This is a genomic window from Streptosporangium sp. NPDC023615 (genome assembly GCF_040640155.1).
In the GTDB taxonomy this organism is placed as follows: domain Bacteria; phylum Actinomycetota; class Actinomycetes; order Streptosporangiales; family Streptosporangiaceae; genus Streptosporangium.
In genome coordinates, this window is the sequence record NZ_JBFABE010000011.1 from 1 (window position 1) to 16482 (window position 16482).

11 protein-coding genes are annotated in these 16482 nt (G+C 71.6%); 5 read left to right on the top strand and 6 right to left on the bottom strand.

Translation table 11 applies throughout. From position 1 onward, the window contains the following. A partial coding sequence (locus AB0G16_RS11210; RefSeq protein WP_362802266.1) for a substrate-binding domain-containing protein occupies positions 1-275 on the top strand: 275 nt, incomplete at its 5' end. Between the two features lie 80 nt (positions 276-355). Then, positions 356-1285 carry a carbohydrate kinase family protein gene (locus AB0G16_RS11215; RefSeq protein WP_362802270.1) on the top strand — a complete coding sequence of 310 codons (930 nt, stop codon included), beginning with the start codon at positions 356-358 and terminating at the stop codon, positions 1283-1285. On the opposite strand, the gene AB0G16_RS11220 is transcribed toward AB0G16_RS11215, so the two are convergent. Then, positions 1237-4800, bottom strand: a complete 3564-nt coding sequence (locus tag AB0G16_RS11220; protein WP_362802273.1) for an indolepyruvate ferredoxin oxidoreductase family protein — start codon at positions 4798-4800, stop codon at positions 1237-1239. The two genes, AB0G16_RS11215 and AB0G16_RS11220, sit on opposite strands and share 49 nt — an antisense overlap. Before the next feature lie 112 nt (positions 4801-4912). Here AB0G16_RS11220 and AB0G16_RS11225 point away from each other — a divergent pair, with 112 nt between their 5' ends. Continuing rightward, positions 4913-5365: an Lrp/AsnC family transcriptional regulator gene (locus AB0G16_RS11225; protein ID WP_362802275.1), complete on the top strand. Its 453-nt coding sequence runs from the start codon at positions 4913-4915 to the stop codon at positions 5363-5365. 109 nt (positions 5366-5474) lie between these two features. Here the strand turns inward: AB0G16_RS11225 and cysC are convergent, their stop codons facing one another. Both cysC and cysD read right to left on the bottom strand, forming a co-directional pair. Further along, positions 5475-7310: an adenylyl-sulfate kinase gene (cysC, locus tag AB0G16_RS11230; RefSeq protein ID WP_362802278.1), complete on the bottom strand. Its 1836-nt coding sequence runs from the start codon at positions 7308-7310 to the stop codon at positions 5475-5477. Beyond that, positions 7310-8203 (bottom strand): sulfate adenylyltransferase subunit CysD, encoded by an 894-nt coding sequence (cysD, locus tag AB0G16_RS11235; protein ID WP_362802281.1) that lies wholly within the window; start codon positions 8201-8203, stop codon positions 7310-7312. Before cysD ends, cysC begins: the two co-directional genes overlap by 1 nt. Before the next feature lie 500 nt (positions 8204-8703). On the opposite strand from cysD, the gene AB0G16_RS11240 reads away from it, so the two are divergent. Further along, on the top strand, positions 8704-9303 hold the full coding sequence (locus tag AB0G16_RS11240; RefSeq protein ID WP_362802284.1) for a GNAT family N-acetyltransferase: 600 nt from the start codon (positions 8704-8706) through the stop codon (positions 9301-9303). Between the two features lie 242 nt (positions 9304-9545). Here the strand turns inward: AB0G16_RS11240 and AB0G16_RS11245 are convergent, their stop codons facing one another. Genes AB0G16_RS11245 through AB0G16_RS11255 form a run of 3 tightly spaced genes read right to left on the bottom strand, consistent with a single transcriptional unit; the run spans position 9546 to position 12440 of the window. After that, positions 9546-10283 (bottom strand): sulfotransferase family protein, encoded by a 738-nt coding sequence (locus tag AB0G16_RS11245; protein WP_362802287.1) that lies wholly within the window; start codon positions 10281-10283, stop codon positions 9546-9548. After that, positions 10280-11263, bottom strand: a complete 984-nt coding sequence (locus AB0G16_RS11250) for an aldo/keto reductase (RefSeq protein WP_362802290.1) — start codon at positions 11261-11263, stop codon at positions 10280-10282. Before AB0G16_RS11250 ends, AB0G16_RS11245 begins: the two co-directional genes overlap by 4 nt. Before the next feature lie 16 nt (positions 11264-11279). Further along, entirely contained in the window at positions 11280-12440 is a 1161-nt protein-coding gene (locus AB0G16_RS11255; RefSeq protein WP_362802293.1) for an argininosuccinate synthase domain-containing protein, read from the bottom strand. A gap of 958 nt (positions 12441-13398) precedes the next feature. Between AB0G16_RS11255 and AB0G16_RS11260 the strand changes: the two genes are divergently transcribed. Continuing rightward, positions 13399-16482, top strand: coding sequence for an amino acid adenylation domain-containing protein (locus tag AB0G16_RS11260; RefSeq protein WP_362802295.1), 3084 nt, complete (start codon positions 13399-13401; stop codon positions 16480-16482).

A 16482-nucleotide genomic window follows, 5' to 3' on the forward strand; every position in this document is an offset into this window, starting at 1 on the left:
TGATGGCGCTGGGCGCGATCCGCGCCTGCCGCGACCGCGGGTTGTCGGTGCCGGGTGACGTCTCGGTGGTGGGGTTCGACGACTCGCCGCTGATCGCGTTCACCGACCCGCCGCTGACCACCGTGCGCAAACCCATCGGCGCGATGGCCTCGGCCGCGGTGGCCACCCTGCTGGAGGAGATCAACGGGGTGCACGCCAAGCACGTCGAGCTGATCTTCCAGCCCGAGCTCGTGGTGCGCCGCTCCACCGGCTCCGGCCCGCTGGTCAACCGCTGACCCTCCCGCGGGCGACGGCCCGGCCCGGCCGGTGGGAGCGCGGGCGCACGAGGACGGCCCACGACTGGGAGCATGGGCGCATGAGGACAGCCCACGACGTCCACGACGTCCACGACGTCCACGACGTCGTCGTCATCGGCGGGACCGGCGTCGACACCACCGCCTACGTGCCCTCGCTGCCCCTGCCGTACGCCGACACCCACGCGGTCCCCCCGATGATCGACCGGATCGGCAACACCGGCAGCGGCGTCGCCCTGGGCTGCGACGCGCTCGGCCTGAGGGTCAAGCTCGTCGACCTGATCGGCGACGACCCGCAGGGCCGGTTCGTCCGGGACCGCTTCGCGGGCACCGGCGTCGACACCGCCTGGGCGCACGCCCCCCAGGGGACCCGGCGCAGCGTCCTGCTCGTCGGCCCGGACGGGCGGCGCACCTCGCTGTTCGACCCGCGCGCGGCGCCGGGCGAGCGGCTGCCGCGGGAGCTCTACCTGGACGCGGTGCGCGCCGCCCGGCACGTCCACGTGTCGATCACCGACTTCTCCCGCCACGTCTACCCCGACCTGGAGCGCGAGGCCCGCGCGCCGGGCGCCGGACTCGTCTCCACCGACCTGCACGACTGGGACGGGGAGAGCGACCACCACCGCGACTTCGCACTCTCCTCCGACCTGGTCTTCCTGTCGGCCGCCGCGCTCGGAGCGCGCCGCGACGAGGTCATGCGCGAGATCCTGGCGCGCGGGCGTGCCCGCGCCGTCGTCTGCACCGACGGCGCCGAGGGCTGCCGCGTCCTCGACGAGGACGGCCCGCACCGCTTTCCCGCCGTGCCGCCGCCGGGCCCGGTGGTCGACACGAACGGCGCCGGGGACGCGTTCGTCTCCGGCGTCCTGTACGGGCTGCTCACCGGGCGGTCGCTGCGCGAGGCCGTCCCGCTGGGCGCCGGCCGGACCCGCGTTCAGGGCCCGGCCGCTCAGAGCCCGGACAGGTCGCCCAGCAGCCGCGCCGCGCGCTCGCGGTAGACCGTCACGTTGCGGAGCTTGACGTGCTCGTACCCCCGTACCAGCTCGGGCAGCCCGGCCAGCTCCAGCACCCGCCCGGCCGTCTCCGGGCGCAGGTGGTCCAGCGCGCGGTGCACGTCGCGGGTGTACTCGGCGGCGAGTTCCCGCTCGGTCGCGCGCACCGTCCCCAGCCCGAACGGGTCCAGCCGGGTGCCGCGCAGCCGGCGCATGCCGTACAGCGCGCGGAAGGCCGGGTCGAACCAGGCGCCGAGCCGGATCTTGCGCTTCACGCCCATGGCGCGCAGGACCGGCGGGTGCAGGTTGTAGGAGATCCGCGCCCCCGGGCCGAACTCGGCGGCGATCCTGGCCCGCTCGGCCGGATCGAGGTGCAGCCGCGCCACCTCGTACTCGTCCTTGTAGGCCATCAGCCGGTGCAGCTCGCGGGCGTAGGCCTCGGTGATCGGGAAGGACCCCTCCGCGGCCGTCCCGGAGGCCGCCTGCGTCGATGCCGGCGAGGCCGCCGCGGGGGCCGCCTGCGAGGCCGCGCGTTCCCTGTCCAGGACCGCGCGGACCGCGTCGGCGTAGCGGGCGGCGTGGCGCAGGTCCTGGTAGGCGGCCAGGTCGGGCACCCGCACCGTCAGGACGCGGTGCAACTCGGTGCCGGGTTCGGCGACCGCGCCGACGAGCCGGGCCGCCTCCGGGGACGGGGCCGGCACGACCGGGGGCGCGGGACGGGTCGCCTCGGCCACCGCCTCGGGGGCGGCGACCACGGCGCGGCCCCAGTGGAAGGCGGCCAGTGTCCGCTCGGCCGACCGCCCGCCGGTCGCGCGGATGGCCCCCTCGATCGCCTCCAGCCCGACCGGGATGAGCCCGCGCTGCCAGGCGGCCCCGACGATGACGGTGTTGGCCGGCATGTGGTCGCCGAACAGCGCCTGGGCCAGCTCCTCGGCGTCGAGGTAGACGTTCAGCCCGCGCCGGGTCCGCGTCTCCAGCACCGCGATCGGCGAGGCCGGGTCGGTCAGGTGGGTGGACGGGTCGAGCACCATCGAACCGGTCGGGGCCAGGCTGGTGGAGACCACCGCCACGGTCCGGCCGCGGTCGGCCGCGGCCAGGTGGGCGGGGTCGGTGGCGCCGATCAGGTCCAGCGCGAGGTAGGCGTCCACGCTGGCCGTGCCGCCCCGCGCCGTGCGCTCGCCGTCCTCGCCGTCGGCGTCGTCGGCGTCGTAGATGAGGATGTCGGAGACGACGGTGCCGCCCTTCTGGGCCAGCCCGGTCTGGTCGAGCCCGCGTGACCGCCTGCCGTCGAGCAGCGCGGCGGTGCCCAGGATCTGCGCGACCGACACCACGCCGGTGCCGCCGACGCCGACCATCCTGATCGCCGCCTCACCGGCGCGCGTCTCGGGCAGCGGCATCACGGGCGGTACGGGCACGGCGGCGCGCTTCCCGGAGGCCCTGCCCCTGGCGGGCAGGACGGTCACGAAGGACGGGCAGTCGCCCTCCACGCAGGAGTAGTCCTTGTTGCAGGACGACTGGTGGATCTCGGTCTTGCGGCCGAACTCGGTCTCGACCGGCAGCACCGACAGGCACTCGGACTTCTGCGCGCAGTCGCCGCAGCCCTCGCAGACCCGCTGGTTGATCGCCACCCTCTTGGCCGGGTCGGGCAGCTCGCCCCGCTTGCGCAGCCGCCGCTTCTCGGCCGCGCACTGCTGGTCGTGGACGAGCACGGTCACGCCGGGGATCGCGGCCAGCTCGCGCTGGGCGTCGTCCAGGGCCGTGCGGTCGCGGACCTCGGCGATGCCCGACAGCTTGACCCCCCGGTAGCGCTCGGGCTCGTCGGTGGTGACGACGACCCGGCGCACGCCCTCGATCTCCAGCCAGCGGGTCAGCTCGGCCACCGACAGGGCCGGGGTGATGGTCTGGCCGCCGGTCATCGCCACCGCGCTGTTGTAGAGCAGCTTGTAGGTGATGTTGACGCCCGCGCCGACCGCCGCCCTGATCGCGAGCGAGCCGCTGTGGTGGAAGGTGCCGTCGCCGAGGTTCTGGAAGATGTGCGGGGTGTCGGTGAAGGGCGCCTGGCCGATCCACTGCGTCCCCTCCCCGCCCATCTGGGTCAGGCCCATGAGCTCGCCCTTGCCCTCACGGTTGAGCACCACCATCGTGTGGCAGCCGATGCCGGCGCCGACGGGCGCGTTGTCGGGCACGGCGGTGGAGCGGTTGTGCGGGCAGCCCGAGCAGAAGAAGGGCGTGCGCTTCGGGGCGAGCAGCGTCAGCGGCGCCGGGCGGTTCAGCAGCGCGAGCCCGGCGTCCATCCGGTCGCCGAAGCCGGTCAGACCCCGGCGCCGCAGCCGGAAGGCGATGGCCTTGGCGGCCAGGTCGGCGTCGACGGACCCGTACCCGGGGATGAGCCGCTCGCCGTTCTCGTCGCGCCTGCCCAGCACGCGGGGGGCGCCGGCGATCCCGTACAGCACGTCCTTGACCGAGGTCTCCAGCAGCGGGGCCTTCTCCTCCACGACCAGGATCTCCGACAGCCCGCGCGCGAACGCGCGGACGATCCGCTCCTCCAGCGGCCAGATCATGCCGATCTTCAGCAGCCGGACGCCGGCCTCCTCGGGGGTGACGCCCAGCTTGCGGAAGCCCTCGCGCACGTCGTGGTAGGCGGTCCCGGAGGCGACGATGCCCAGCCAGGCGTCCGCGGGGTCGCAGGTGACGCGGTTGAGGCCGTTCTCGCGGGCGTAGGCGCGGGCCAGCTCCAGCCTCGGGCCGACCAGGGTGCGCTCCATCTCCAGCGACCACGGGGTGAGCAGGGTGGCGTCGGGCACGTGCCGGTAGGGCCTGCCCTCGTACTCGACCTCGGGTACGACCGGGGCGACCCGGTCGTACCCGAGGTCCACGGTGCCGGTGGCGTCCACGACGTTGGAGACGGCCTTCACCGCGACCCAGAGGCCGCTCGCCCGGGACGCCATGATCGCATGACGGCCCAGGTCGAGCAGCTCCTGGACGCTTCCGGGGTGGACGACCGGCATGCCCAGCGCGGCGAGCGCGCTCTCGGTCGCCGAGGGGAGGGTGGAGGACTTGCAGGAGGGGTCGTCGCCGCAGAACGCGATCAGGCCGCCGTCGGGGTGGGCGCCGACGAAGTTGCCGTGCCGGAACGCGTCGGCCGCGCGGTCCACGCCCGGCGCCTTGCCGTACCAGACGCCCAGCACGCCGGACCTGCGCGGGCGGGGGAGGGTGGGCACGAGCTGGCTGCCCCAGACGGCGGTGGCGCCGAGCTCCTCGTTCTGCCCGGGGCGGTGCACCACGCCCAGCGGCTCGGCGTGCCGGCGGGAGCGGGCCAGCTCCTGGTCGAAGCCGCCCAGCGGGGAGCCGGGATAACCCGACACCATCGCGCCGGTGTCCAGGCCGGCGGCGCGGTCGGCGCGCATCCGGTCGAGGATCACACGTACCAGGGCCTGGGTGCCGGTCATGAAGACCCGGCCCTCGTCGAGAAGGTAGCGGTCGTCGGGAGAGATCTCACGGGCGTCGGCGAAGATCGTCATAGTCCTGGTCCCGTCTGTGGCACTCCTGCGGTGTCCGCAAGGTTATGTCAGACAGAACAAAACTCGATTTCATTCTTTCCAAGGATGGACCGTCTCGTTAGCATCCGATGTCATGGATGGGACGGATCGCGCAATTCTCAACCTCCTGCAGGTGGACGGGCGGTTGAGCAACCTGGAGCTGGCCGAGCGGGTACGGCTGACGCCGTCCCCCTGCCTGCGCCGGGTCCGCAACCTGGAGGAGTCCGGGGTGATCACCGGCTACCGCGCCGTGATCGACCCCGTGGCGGTCGGCCGGGGCTTCCAGGTCGTCGCCTACGTCGAGCTGGAGGGCCAGGACGCCGAGACGGTCACCGCCTTCGAGACGGCCGTGCTGGAGATCGACGACGTGGTCGAGTGCCTGCGGATGTTCGGCCGCCCCGACTACGTGCTGCGGGTGGCCGTGCCCGACATGGAGGCCTACAGCCAGCTCTGCCTGGAGCGGCTGGGGCGCCTGCCCGGGCTGGACAAGCTCACCTCGCAGATCGCGATGAAGGCCCTCAAGACCGGCGGCGCCCTGCCGCTGTGAGCCTGGTCCCCGCCCGATCGCCGGCCCGGCGATCGGGCGGGATCGAGGCCCCGCGTTCCCGCGTTCCCGCGTCCCCGTGTTCCCGTGTTCCCGTGTTCGCGGAACGGTCTCAGTCACGCAGGAGCGCGCACAGCGCGTCGGTCGCGTCGTCGACCGATCCGGTGCCGTCGACCACCAGGTCGGGGTTCTCCGGCGGCTCGTAGGCCTGGCCGTGGCCGGTCATGTTGGGCAGCGTGCCGGCCTTCGCCTGGGCGTACAGGCCCTTCGGGTCCCGGCTCGCGCACACCTCGGCCGGGGTGTTCACCCAGACCTCGGCGAAGTCGCCCGGCTGGAACAGGCCCTTGGCCACCCTGCGGTCCGTCCGGAACGGCGAGACCAGCGCGACGATCACGATCAGCCCGGCGTCCACCAGGATGCGGGTCAGCTCGGCGACCCGGCGCACGTTCTCCGCGCGGTCCCCGGGGGTGAACCCGAGGTCCTTGTTCAGCCCGCTGCGGACGTTGTCGCCGTCGAGCACGTAGGTGTGCAGCCCCATGGAGTGCAGCCGCCGCTCCAGGGCGTTGGCGATCGTCGACTTGCCGGCGCCGGGCAGGCCGGTCAGCCACAGCACCTTGGCCCGCTGCCCCTTGAGCCGCTGCCTGGCGTCGCGGTCGACGGTGTAGGTGTGCGGGACGACGTTGCGGCCGCGCCGCAGCGCGTGCCGGACCATGCCGGCCGCCACCGTCTCCTTGCTGACCCGGTCCACCAGCAGGAGACTGCCGGTGTCCCGGCACTCCCGGTAGGCGTCCAGGCAGACCGGGCCGTCGGTGGTCAGCTCGACCGTGCCGATGTCGTTGAGGTCGAGGGTGCGCGTGGCGAACTGCTTGCCGGACGTCACGTCCAGCCTGCCGCGCACGGTCGTGACCACGGCGGGCACGGTCCGCGTCCCGGCCATCAGCAGGTAGGAGCGGCCGTGCCGCAGCGGCTCCTCGGCGGTCCAGATCAGCGTGGCGGAGTACGCCGTCGCCGGGGAGAGCCCGTCGCCGAGGACCTCCGGCGTGGTGAGCAGGTCCCCGCGGCGGACGTCGACGTCGTCGGCCAGTGTCACCGTCACCGCGGTGCCGGGGTCGGCCCGGTCGAGGTCGGCGCCGCCGGGGCCGAGCAGCCGGTCGATCGTCGACGTCGCGCCGCTGCCCGCGACCGCGACGGTGTCGCCGGGCCGGACCGGTCCGCCGAACACCGTGCCCGCGAAACCGCGGAAGTCGTCCGCCCGGATCACGTACTGGACGGGCAGCCGGTAGCCGTCCCGTCGCGGCCGGTCGGCCGGCTCCCAGGCCTCCAGCGCGTCCAGCAGCGTCGGCCCGTCGTACCACGGCAGGTTCGGCGACGGGGTGACGACGTTGTCCCCGGCGAGCGCGCTGGCCGGGATCACGCTCGCCGTCATGTCGAAACCGGCCGCCGCCGACAGCACCTCGCCGGCGAGGTCGTTGAAGACCGACCGGTCCCAGTCCACCGCGTCGAGCTTGTTGACCACCGCGATGACGGACGGCACGCCCATGAGCGCGCAGATCGACAGGTGGCGGTGCGTCTGCTCGCGGACCCCCTTGGTGGCGTCGACGAGCAGCACCGCGACGTCCGCGGTGGAGGCCGCGACCGCCATGTTGCGGGTGTACTGCTCGTGCCCGGGCGCGTCGGCGACGATCACCCGCCGCCCGGACGGCAGGTCAAGGAAGAGGTGGGCGACGTCGATGGTGATGCCCTGCTCGTGCTCGGCCTCCAGCCCGTCGGTCAGCAGCGAGTAGTCCACCGCCCCGGCCGGGATCGTGGAGCCGCCGCGCCTGGTCCGCCTCGCGTAGTCGAGCTGGTCGTCGGTGGCGCCGCCGGTGTTGGCGAGGAGTTGACCGATAAGGGTGGACTTGCCGTCGTCGACCGAGCCGCACGCCACCACTCTCAGAACCGCGACCATCAGAAGTACCCCTCAGACTTCTTGCTCTCTATGGACGTGCCGCCCTCACCGTCGATGAGCCGGCCGGCGCGCTCGGACCTGCGGTCGAGCCGCATCTCGTCGATGACCTCGTCGATGTTCTCGGCCTTCGACTCGACGGCCGCGGTCAGCGGGTAGCAGCCGAGGGTGCGGAACCGCACCCGGCGCGTCGCCGGCTCCTCGCCGGGCGACAGGGGGAAGCGCTCGTCGTCCACCATGATCAGCGAGCCGTCCCGCTCGACGACCGGGCGCGGGGCGGAGAAGTACAGCGGCACCACGGGGATGCTCTCCCGCCTGATGTAGCGCCAGACGTCCAGCTCCGTCCAGTTCGACAGCGGGAACACCCGCATCGTCTGGCCCTCGGCCAGCTCGGTGTTCGCCCACGACCAGAACTCCGGGCGCTGCGAGCGCGGCTCCCAGCGATGGCCGGGCTCGCGCAGCGAGAAGATCCTCTCCTTGGCCCGCGACCGCTCCTCGTCGCGCCGCGCGCCGCCGATCGCCGCGTCGAACCCGTTCTCGTCGAGCGCCTGGCGCAGCGCCTCGGTCTTCATGATCCGGGTGTACTCGTGCGCGCCGTGGGTGAACGGCGTCACCCCCTGCTCCGGGTTGGTGTGCACCCGCAGGTCGAGCTCCAGCCGCCGGGCCGTGTCGTCCCGGAAGGCGATCATCTCGCGGAACTTCCACGTGGTGTCGATGTGCAGCACCGGGAACGGCATCCGGCCCGGTGAGAACGCCTTGGTCGCCAGGTGCAGCAGCACCGAGGAGTCCTTGCCGATCGAGTACATCAACACCGGTCGGCGAAACGCGCCGGCGACCTCGCGCAGCACGTGGATCGCCTCGGCTTCGAGCATGTCCAGGACGTCTTCTTCGGCCACGTCCGGTCCTCCGTCCTCGCTGAGCTTCTCTGTCCCTTGCGGCCCGGCCACCGGCCGCGGTGCCGGGGGCCCGGCGGGTCCGGTGACGTCGCCCGTGTCGCCGGCGACGGGACCGCCGGCGGCCCGCCGTGAGTCGTGCCGGCCTCGCCCCGGCCGGTGGGGGCCCGCTGATCGTCGTGTCGCTGTCGCCGCTCCGCCCGACCCCGGTCGAACGGTCCTTATTCCTGCGGCCGTGCCCCACCTATAGTAACCTATAAAATCGCTATATCAGTTATATAAATTTCGTGCGCTCCTGTCGGCGGCCCACGAAGAGAGGAAATCGCGTGGTGACCACTCGGGCGAGCCGCCACGCATGAACATCCGGTCCTCGCGACCTCGTCCGGAAAGGAAACGATCCCGGCCGCCCGCCGGACATGAACGCGGACCGCCGCATGCCGGGAAACGCGGCGGGGAAACGCTCACGTACATCAATCCTTCGACACCACATGGAGGGTGCGACGATGAACGCCCGTAGCAATCGGAAAGCGTCCGTCTCCCTGACCGCCAAGGAGCTGTCCAAGAAGACCTGGAGCGACTTCGAGGCGGTCCTCGGGACCAACGGAGGTGCCCGCGGGTGCTGGTGCATGCACTGGCGGCTGTCCATCGAGGAGTGGACGAAAGGGAAGGGCGAGGGGAACAAGCAGGCCATGAAGCGCCTGGCCCAGCGCAAGACGCCCCCGGGTGTGGTCGTCTACGACGGCGACGACACGCCGGTGGCCTGGTGCTCGCTCGGGCCGCGTTCGTCGTTCCCGCGGCTGGAACGCTCACCGCTCCTCGCGAGCGTCGACGACGAACCGGTGTGTGCGATCGCGTGCGTGTACGTCCAGAAAGAACATCGTGACTCCGGGCTGCTTCCGGCCATTCTGGAAGCCGTCTGCGATTACGCGGCATCGGCGGGTTACGAAATCGCCGAAGGTTATCCGGTCGAACCTCGCGACGGGAAACGCGCGGGTGCGGACACGGCGATGACGGGAATAGCCAGCGCGTTCCTCAAGGCCGGATTCTCCGAGGTGGCCCGCCCGCGCGGCGATCGCCCGATCATGCGGCGAAAGGTGAAGTGACGCCGATCCGGGCGGCGGGAGAACGGCCGGCGAGCGAATCGTCCTCCCGCGCCCGGAGGGGGCCGGTCCTGGCGGCGCCCTGAGGTCCGGTCCGCCCCGGCCCCGCCCGGCCCGCCGTCGTGGCGGGCCCTCCGTGTCCTCCGTGTCCTCCACGGAGGACGCTGAGGGCCCACCGGCGCGTCCCCCGCTGAGGACGCTGAGGACGCTGAGGACGCTGAGGACGCGGATCCCACGCCGGCACGTCATCGATCCCCGCCGACCGTGAGGCGGTGGCGCGCGAGCGCGTCGTAGAACGGCTGGTGATACTCGGCGACGCGGCGCAGGTGCTCGTTGGTGTCGGGCGTCTCACGCCGCTGGGGCGGCCTGGCCACGAGCCCGCTGCTCTCGGCCACCTCCGCGTGCCACCGGTTCGTGCGCCGCCAGTTCTCCTGCTGGCCGGGCTCCCAGCGCATCGCCTCGGGCACGAACTCGAGTTCGACCCGCTCGCAGTACGCCCGGACCATCGCCTCCGGGTCGGCCACCAGGTCGTCGCCGTCGATCACCAGGGGGATCTCGCCGGTGGCCGACCGCACGGCGTCGAAGATGGTGTGCAGGTACTCGAACCCGTACTCCTCCAGGGTGGCCCCGGGGTTCATGGCGTAGTGCGAGGAGATCGCGCTCCGCGGTTCCCGGATCATGAAGGTGTTGACGACGTCGCCGAACAGGCGCTCGTCCTCGAACAGCGAGGTGTAGGTGTAGTCGGAGGTGTCCTTGGCGAACACCCGCCGCTCCTTGGCGTTGACCTCGAGCATCACGTCGAGCAGCTCGATCGCCGACGAGGCGCGCCTGCCCGCGAACTCGAAGTGGCCCTCCGACTGCAGGTACGAGAACGGCTCGTGGGCCACCTCGAGATCGCCACGCTCGATCATGATGCGCAGGAACGCCGTGGACCGGGACCGGGGCACGGCCCACAGCACGACGGGCTTCGGCGCGGCGCTCACTGCGACCACGCCGTGGGCCGGCGGTCCCAGCGGTGCTCGCGCAGCCGCGCCATCAGTTCCCCGTCCAGTGGTTCGGCGTCGCTGACGGCGATGTTGGCGCGTACGTGGGCGGGCTTGCGCATGCCGGGGATGACGGTGGTGACGTCGGGGTTCTGCAGGATGAAGCGCAGGGCCAGTTCGGGCATGGTCATGCCCTCGGGCACGATCCGCGCCAGCCGTTCGGCGCGCTCCACGCTCGCGGCGAGGTTCTCGGGGACGAAGTAGGTGTTGCGCCAGTCGCCCTCGGGCCAGCGGGTGTCGCGGGTGAGGGTGCCGGTGAGCGAGCCCTCGTCGAAGGGCACCCGGGCGATCACCGCCACGTCCAGCTCACGGCATGCCGGGAAGAGCTCGTCCTCGGGGGCCTGGTCGAAGATGTTGTAGATGACCTGCACCGAGTCGATCAACCCGGTCTTCAGGGTCTGCAGGACGTTCCAGGGTTCCCAGCGGTTGACGCTGATGCCGACCCCTTTGATCAGCCCGCGTTCCTTCATCTCGGCGACGGTGTCCTGCCACGCCGCGTCGTGCGCCCAGGCGTCCTCCCAGACGTGGAACTGGAACAGGTCGACCGACGGGGTGCCCAGCCCCTCGAGGCTGCGGTGCAGGTACTCCCAGAGATGGTCCGGCGGGTACACGTCCGACAGCCTGGACTCCCGGGTGGACGGCCAGGTGCGATCCTTCGGCGGGGCCTTGGTCGCGATGCGCAGGCGGCGGTCCGGGTGCCTTCCGGCCAGCCTCCCGAGCATCCTCTCGCTCTCCCCGCGGCCGTAGATCCAGGCGGTGTCGAAGAAGTCGCACCCGAGCCGCACGGCCTCGTCCAGCGCGGTGTCACCGGTCCGGCCGTCGGCGCCGGTCCATCCGCCCTCACCGCCGGCTATGCCCCACATCCCGTAGCCGACCTCGCCGACCATCCAGCCCAGCCGGCCGAATCGACGCTCACGCATCGCCTCCTCCTTTCGCCTAGACGGCGACTACTCCGCTCCAGCGGTTGCCGCCCGAGCCGAACCGTGTCTGCTGTGTCACGTGGCCGGCCGCCTTCATCCCCTCGACCCGGACGACGCCGCGGTGGACGGAGAGGGTCACGCTTCCGCTGACGTCGCCGACGAGGCGGTCGATCGCCTCCCGTGCCGCGTACGCGGCGGGCTCCAGCCAGCGCGCCTCGTACAGCGCGGAGCCCAGTCCGGCGGACAGCCGGTCGTAGAGTTCGCGGCCCGCCGCGTCGAGGCTGGCCTGCAGGACGCGGGTCCACGCGCGTTCGAGCACCTCCAGGCCGGGCGCCTCGTAGATGCCCCGGCAGACCGTGCCGATGATGCGCCGTTCGACCACGTCACGGAGCCACACGCCGTGGCGTGCCCCGATCTCGTTGGCCAGCGTCATCCACTCGACCGGGTCGGGCCCGCTGCCGTTGACGTCGGCGACCCGTCCGTCGCGGAAGACGACGGTGACGGTCTCGGGCTCGGCCGGGCCCTCCTCGGGCCACCGGCTCCACCGCGGACGCAGACGGGTGACCGGCGTCTCCAGGTCCTCCAGCTCGGCCGACTCGTGGGAGACGCCGGCGAGGTTGGCGTCGGTGGACCGGTCGGCGCCGCTGCCCGGGTCGAGACGCAGCCCGTGCTCGGCGACCGCCGCGAGCATGGCGTCGCGGCCGGGGAACCGCTCGAGCGCCCGCGGATCCGTCCACGGCTCGACGACGGGCGTCCCCGGGGCGACCTGGGCGCCGTACCGCGCGAACCGGCGCTGGTCGTTGCCCCCGCCGACACAGCCGTGGACGAGCGTCCGGCATCCGTCCGCCCGCATCCGCGGCGCGAGCTCGTTGACGAGCACGAAACGGGCCGCGCCGGTCGTGTTCCAGTAGCCACCGTCGTGACGGGCGCGGTACCGCAGCAGATCCGACGCCATCGAGGCCATGGACGATCGTAAATCGACAATGACGACCTCGGCACCGAACTTCTGTAGAGAAGAAACGAGTGCGTCCATATCCGCGTGATTCGACTGGCCGATATCGGCGAGATAGTGCCGTGTCGGAGTGGATATCTCGTGAAGCCAGACCCCTACGGCCAGGGAGGAGAGTCCTCCCGATTGGAATAACCCGGCCCGTGCGTTGTCATCGGCTTGCCCCATGACCTCCTCCTTTGCGCTGGTGGACGGGACACGATGTCGGCGATCAATATGTCAACCTTTACCCGGACTGCCCGTGAACGGCAACCCCGAACGCTCCGCGCGTCGACGATCCCGGTGTCGTCCCTTGTCCATCCGCGTTGATTCGGCATGGCCGATTAGATCTTTACCGGTGTCCTTTCCGGATCATTCGTTCAAGTCGAACAAGGGTGCGGGAACGTGTCTCCGATTGCCTGCCCAACGCGATAGAACGAAGATCTTCCTGCGATTCCCCGCTGGTCACCGCCCATTTTCGATTGATTCTACGAGAAAAGTGTGTTCTTTGGATTAGAGGGCGCCGACCCGGGTACGGACGGGCGTACCTTTCGCATACCACCTGGTCGGCGCCTGTTCCGATCGCCGCCCGCCGTGCCGGTCCCGGAGTTTTTCATCCGCATTCCGGATGGCCGCGCGGGCGCTCGGAGCCGAGGTCGGCGCCGTCATCGGCCGGGGCGGGACGTGAAGTCACGGCGGCAGTGCGCGCCGGGGACCGTCGCCGGTCCACGCGGGTTCCCGCGTGGATCGGATGCACATAGATGCAGTTCAGAGCCTCATCAAGCGGATCGTGGCGACGTCCGGGCTTGCGAACACCGGCCGGGTGTTCCAGTATGGAAGTAACCCCAAACTTGATGGATACAGGTTATTCAACATATCGCTCATCAGTCATGTCTCCTGGTGTGGGGAGGAAACGCGTGGTCACCGCACGCACGATCCATCATGAAAAGAAACCCCATGGTCGCCGCATATCCGGCCGGGAATCGGGCCGGGCGCCAGGCGTCGCCGTAAAACACGCCGGGCATCTCTCCGCCACCCTCGTGACGCTCGCCGAGGGCCGGCCCGGGCCATCTGGAAATCACCCATCTGAATAGTGACTGATCTGCCTGGCAGAGGACCTGTTGCCAGCCGAGACCATGGAAGCACGATGCCACGCCATCAGCAGACGCACTCGAGCGAAGATGCCCGAAACGCCGTCCACTCATCACTGGGTCCACAGCACGAATTCCCCCGGCAAAGCACGGTCCTCGACCTGTTCCGCAGGCACAGGGAGAATTCGCCGGACCGTCCCGCCGTCCGCTACCGGGACATGACGATGAGCTATGCCGACCTCGATGCCGCAGCGAATGCGACGGCCAATCGACTGATCGGCGAAGGCGTACCGACACGACATTTGATACCCGTGCTGACAGCGGACGGCCTCGAATTCCCGACCGCGCTCATCGGGGTCATGAAGGCGGGATCGGCGTTCGTGCCGCTGGATCCGGCCTGGCCGGCCGAGCGGCTCAGGGCGATCATGAAAGAACTGTCGCCCCCCGCCGTCGTGGCGTCGCCCGCGACGGCGGGAACCCTCGCCGAACTGCAATTGTCCATTCCGGCGGTAATCGTCGACCACGCGAGTCCGCCGCGCGGTCCGGCCGGCCTGGAACCGCCGCCGGCCGGCCGTGCGCCCGGCCCCGAGGACCTGATCTACGGCTTCTACACCTCCGGCTCGACGGGCATGCCCAAGTGCGCGCTCAACCACCACCGCGGCCTGGTCAACAGGCTGACCGCGATGTCGCGCCGGTTCGGCGACGGGGCCGGCCACGTGACGCTGCAGAACAGCCGGTCCACGTTCGACTCCTCGATGTGGCAGGTGCTGTGGCCGCTGACATCCGGCGGGCAGGTCGTGCTGCCGGACCGCGACGGGATCCTCGACCTCGAGGAGACCGCGATGACCATCGGCCACTACGGCGTCACGATGACCGACTTCGTGCCGTCCGTGCTCGCGGCGTTCGTGTCCCTGCTGGAGGAGCGCGAGGAACTGCGCGCCGCGATGTCGAGCCTGCGCCGCATGCTGATCGGCGGGGAGGCGGCGGGTCCCGCCGTGGTGCACCGGCTGCGCGCGCTGCTGCCGGGCCTCGAGATCACCAATACGTTCGGGCCGACGGAGTGTTCCATCGGTTCGGTGTTCCACGACGTCTCGGACGCCGACGTCGACCGGATCCCGCTCGGGCGCCCCATCGACAACACCGCCGCGATCGTGCTCGGCGACGATCTCCTGCCCCTCCCGGATGGCACGCCCGGCGAGCTGTACCTGGGCGGCGAGTGCGTCGGGGCGGGCTACCTCAACGATCCCGGGCGCACCGCGCGGACGTTCGTGCCCAACCCGTTCCCGGAGATCCCGGGCCGGAGGCTGTACCGGACCGGCGACCTGACGCGGGTCGGCGAGGACGGGCTGCTGCACTTCGTCGGCCGCCTCGACGAGCAGGTCAAGCTCGGCGGGGTGCGGGTGGAGCTCGGCGACGTCGCGTCGGCCCTGGCCGACCACCCGCTCGTCGGCAACGCGACGGCGGTCGTGCTCGGCGAGGCCCCCGAGGCCACCCTGGCCGGCTGCGTCACGCCGCGATCACCGGACGAGACGCCCTCCGCGGAGGAGCTTCGCGAGCACGCGGCGGAGAGACTGCCGGCCGAGCAGGTCCCGCACCAGATCGTGGTGCTCGACGAGCTGCCGCTCAACCACAACGGCAAGGCGGACCGCAAGGCGCTGACCGGGCTCATCGTGGCCGAGACGGCACGGCAGGAAGGCCCCGCCGAGCCGATCGAGCCGCCGGCCGACCCGATGGAGGAACTGGTCTGCTCGGCGTGGCGCGAGGTGCTGGAACGGGAACAGGTCTCGGTGGTCGTGCCCTTCTCCGACTACGGGGGCACCTCGCTGAGCGCCTACCGGCTCACCACCGCGGTCGGCGAACGCCTGGGCAGGCCGGTGCGGCCCAGGGACCTGCTCGTCGAGTCGACCGTGCGCGGGCAGGCCGCGCGGCTGACCAAGGGCGTCGACGACGACAGCGCCGAACTGGCCTACATCAGGCACGACCTGGCGTGGCGACCGCCGCGGACACTGCTGCTCACCGGCGCGACCGGGTTCATCGGGGCGCACGTCCTCGCCGAGCTGCTGACGCACTCCAACACCGAGCTCATCTGCCTGGTACGCGCCTGTGACCCCCCCGACGGCACCCGGCGGCTGATCGAGGTCCTCGACCGGTACGGGCTGACGTCCGCCCGGCAGCAGCTGCCCACGGCGATCAAGGCCGGGCGGGTCGAGGTGGTCCCCGGCGACCTGGGCGGCGAGCTGCTCGGCCTGCCGCGGGAGCGCTTCGACGCGATCGCGTCGGCCGTGTCCGGTGTGGTCAACGCCGCGGGCGCGGTGAACTTCCTGTCGGGCTACCTGGACCACCGCCCGGCCAACGTGCTCGGCGTGCAGGAGCTCCTCAAGCTCGCCTCGGGCGGCGCCCGCCTGCACACCCTGTCCACCTTGAGCATCTTCGCCCCCGACGGGCGGGTCGCCCCGCGCCTCACCGAGGACCTGATGCCGGCGCCCGACCAGGTCGCCGCGGACGGCTACAACAGATCGAAGTACGTCGCCGAGAGCCTGCTCGCCGGCGCGCGCCGGCAGGGCGTCGGCTCGGTGGTGTACCGCCTCGGCGAGGTCTGGCCGCACCGGGAGACGGGCGTGGCCAACCCCGACTCGCTGGCGCACAACCTGCTGTACGCGTGCGCGCGCACCGGCTGCGTGTTCCCGACCGAGGCCGCGACCGACGTGACACCGGTGGACGTGGTCGCCCGGTTCGTGGCGGGGGCCGCGATCGGCGACATCGAGGTGCCCGACGGCACGATGCACGTGCTGTGGCCGGCGAGCCTGCGCCTCGCCGACGCGTTCGACGCGCTCACCGGCCGGTGCGGGCTCGAACGGGTCGGCTACGCGCGGTTCGGCGAACGCCTGGAGGCCGTCGCCGAGTCCGACGGGAGACTCGCCGGGCTGCGCCTGCTGCTGCCGCCCCCGGAACCCGGCCGTGACGCGGCGCCGGCCGAGTTCGACCGGATGTTCACCGACGGCTCCCTGCACTTCGACACCCGGCGGTTCGGCCGGTACGCGGACTCTCTGGCCCGGCCGGCGGCGGACGGGGTCGAGGCGATCGACCGCTACCTCACCCGACTGACCGACATATCCGCCTTCGTACCTCAAGAAAGGTAG